Source organism: Ralstonia sp. OTU4908, from assembly GCF_038440115.1.
GTDB classification, from domain to species: Bacteria; Pseudomonadota; Gammaproteobacteria; order Burkholderiales; family Burkholderiaceae; genus Ralstonia; species Ralstonia pickettii.
Window position 1 is genome coordinate 1 of the sequence record NZ_JASATD010000080.1, and the last position, 2852, is coordinate 2852.

The 2852-nt window shown below is 59.6% G+C and carries 6 protein-coding genes; all 6 read right to left on the minus strand.

Annotated elements, in window-relative coordinates; genetic code table 11:
• Window positions 1–39: 39 nt before the first annotated feature.
• Window positions 40–279, minus strand: a complete 240-nt coding sequence (locus AAHM38_RS25290; RefSeq protein ID WP_342234407.1) for a hypothetical protein — start codon at window positions 277–279, stop codon at window positions 40–42.
• Between the two features lie 63 nt (window positions 280–342).
• On the minus strand, window positions 343–999 hold the full coding sequence (locus AAHM38_RS25295) for a hypothetical protein (protein WP_342234408.1): 657 nt from the start codon (window positions 997–999) through the stop codon (window positions 343–345).
• Window positions 1000–1241: 242 nt separating this feature from the next.
• Window positions 1242–1424, minus strand: a complete 183-nt coding sequence (locus tag AAHM38_RS25300) for a hypothetical protein (protein ID WP_342234409.1) — start codon at window positions 1422–1424, stop codon at window positions 1242–1244.
• On the minus strand, window positions 1402–1800 hold the full coding sequence (locus AAHM38_RS25305) for a hypothetical protein (protein WP_342234410.1): 399 nt from the start codon (window positions 1798–1800) through the stop codon (window positions 1402–1404). The genes AAHM38_RS25300 and AAHM38_RS25305 overlap by 23 nt, the downstream gene beginning before the upstream one ends.
• A gap of 15 nt (window positions 1801–1815) precedes the next feature.
• Window positions 1816–2418: a phospholipase D-like domain-containing protein gene (locus AAHM38_RS25310; protein ID WP_342234411.1), complete on the minus strand. Its 603-nt coding sequence runs from the start codon at window positions 2416–2418 to the stop codon at window positions 1816–1818.
• Window positions 2419–2436: 18 nt separating this feature from the next.
• Window positions 2437–2852, minus strand: a 416-nt coding sequence (locus AAHM38_RS25315) for a DUF6573 family protein (protein ID WP_342234412.1), incomplete at its 5' end; no start/stop codon positions are given.

Genomic DNA, 2852 nt, shown 5'->3' on the forward strand with positions numbered 1-2852 from the left:
CGGACCAGAGGTATGTTTGCAGGTCGCGGTGCCGGCGCATCAATTCGAGCCCGCAGCGGCATCAAAAAACGACGGGCCACTCACAGCTTCTGACAGCTCAAACCGATAGCCAAAATCGTCGTCATGCTCGGAGCCGCGCAGATCGCCAGCGCGAAGCCTCGCGACCACCGTTTCAAGCTGCTCAATCATCGCCGCGCGGTCGCTATGACGTGTGCCTTGAACGCGCACGGTGAGCTGCTGAAGCGGATACGCATGTTCGATCCATTCCTGTGTAGCCATCTTCCTTTCCTCCTGGCGTCAGTTCCTCATAGGCGCGTGGCAACGCGCCATTCCGAATAGCTCTTACTGCTTTGACCAGCTCGCAGCGTTCGTCTGCCGCTTTGCTTCCCAGGCTCTCGATTCCTCGGAATCGCCGGCCGCGCCCAGCACAGCAGCCGTATTCGCGATCGGCTCGGCCCCCAGCTTCGTCAGCACATACTTGATCGCAATCGCAGCATCTTGTGTGCTGACCGTACGCTTGTCTTCAACATGAGCCAGCACCTTGAGCGCACCGCTGTCACTGCGGCTGGCGGAGAATGCGAGCCCAGCCCAGGCCGCGCTAAGAAACGGCATGGCGCTCGCACCGTTCATGGCTTGCCCCTCGCCGGCGTAGGTTGCCCATGGCGTCGCAAGCTTTTGCCCCGCCAACTTGACCGCGCAAGAGAACCCATTCGGCAGGTTGTCGGGCTGTTTCCCGGTTACTTGCTTCTCGACTTCCTTGAGCGAAGGCGCGCACATCAGGCTCACCACGCCCTTCGGAAGCGAAACCTGTTGAGCAACCAATTGGGCGTCAAGCACAGGATCGGCCTCCAGCTTGGGCTTGAACACCCCCCGGTAGGCCCCAAAGGCAAAGAACAGAGCAGCGGCAAACGCCGCAGACCCAATCGCGAACTTGCCGAACGAAGACATATCTTTCATAAACCCCCCGTGGTTATTGCAAAAAATTCGATCATCCTTCATGGCGGGTGATTCCGCCACCAGAGCCAGTGTCGTTGTCATCCCAAAAAGTGAAACGTCGACTTGTACGCGCCACCCCCTTCCGATCCACAGCCTCACGTGCGCGCTGTACCGCAAACCGAAGGCGTTCCTCGCTCACGGAAGCCGTGCGCTCGTCTGCTGGCTCGTGTTCGCGGCCAGTCAATACGCAAAACAGCCGCGCAAAAAACCACTTCACTGAATGCATTGCGACCCCTTTGCCCGAACTATTCGAACAGCCGGCATCCGCGCCGGTTCTTGATTTCCTCGTCGGTCGGCCTGGTCGACACGTCGAACTCAAAGCTCCCATCCGAGTACGTTTCGAGCCAACCCCACGTGCACTCCAGCTCGTTCTGTCCCTTCTTGGGCGGCTGCGCCCACCACGGCTCACGATTGACCAAAGTGCGCATGACGCTCTCCTTCGAAAATTTGGCCACCGGCAAGACTGAGCTTCTTGGCTTCGTCCCGGAACAGCTCAAGGTCAGTGCGGAGCTGCATCAAGGCGGCATCCCCGAGGGCGGCGCGACCTGATGCGATGGGCATGGCCTGACGATCGATGCTGAGGACGAAATTCACGTCGTCAATCAGGCCGGATACTTGAAATTCGATAGCCGCCCCTTCGATGGCGTAACTCGATGCGTGTGCCGTCCGAACCGAACATGCGCTCAAACAAGCCGCGCCCATCGGGCCGGGGGCGACCATCGCCGCCTCCCCAAGCATCGAGAGCGCTTGAATTACCCGAAGCGTCAGCCTGTTGGCCAGGTGCCGGCAGCGATCATGTTCCATCAAGCGCCTCGCAGCTCAGAGGCCAGCACGGTAGGCCGTGCAGTACGAGATTCGCTCACGAAAATGCGCCTCGTACTGTTGTGCCACGGCGGGGGCATTCCACAAAACTAGAGCGGTTTCCGAGTTCCGGCGCGCGGCCTGGCTGCTGTAGTTGAAAGAGCCGACCTCAACGTGCCGCGCGTCAATCACCATCGTCTTCTCATGCATGGCAGGGAATGCGCTGATCGTGCAGAGAACCGCGCCAGAATGCGACAACTCATCGAGACGGTTGCGGATGAACCCTCGCTTGTCTTCCTCGATGTTCTCCTTGTAGTCGAGCTGAACGTACACTTCGACGCCACTCCTGGCGGCCCGCGCCAAGGCGGAGGCAATCTCAGGGCTGGACATGACGTAGGCCATCACGTGAATCGACTTGCGGGCACTGCCGATGGCCTTCAAGACAAGCGCGACCGCTGATCCTTCAGGAGAGAAGCCAACTTCGACCTGCTGCCCTTGCGGAACGGGACTTACGGCCCCGCGCAACACGTCTGTAATCGCGCCGCGCATTGCGCCTTCCGCGCTGGCAGTACCGGCACCGAGTGCCAGCACCAGAGAAACAGCGATCCGAGCAATAGACATTTTTCCTCCGAAACAGCCTTACACTTCGCCGGTCAGGTAGATCGTCAATACGGGTTCCCGCTGATCCCCTGGCCCAACAACCACTTTCATTCCAACGCGCGAGCAAGAAGCCTCGCCAGAGGCGACACGCTGCACTTCAAAATCCGCGCTGTCGCTCTTCCTGTCCTTGCTGCGAATTGCGCCGAGCGCCGCAAACAGGACGTTCCAAAGCGCCTCATGAGTGGAGACCTCTGCCCACTCAACGCACTCTTCCCAAGCCGCACTAGACAGCGCAACCGGCACCTTGAAGGCACATTCACGCGATAGCGCTTCCGGGACAGGAACCAACACTCGATCGGCAATTTGCTTGGCGCGGCTTTCACCGGCGCACAACATGGATTCGACCGATTTCAGAACTTCTTTAGGGAAGAGATCGCCTTGCATATTTCGCCCGC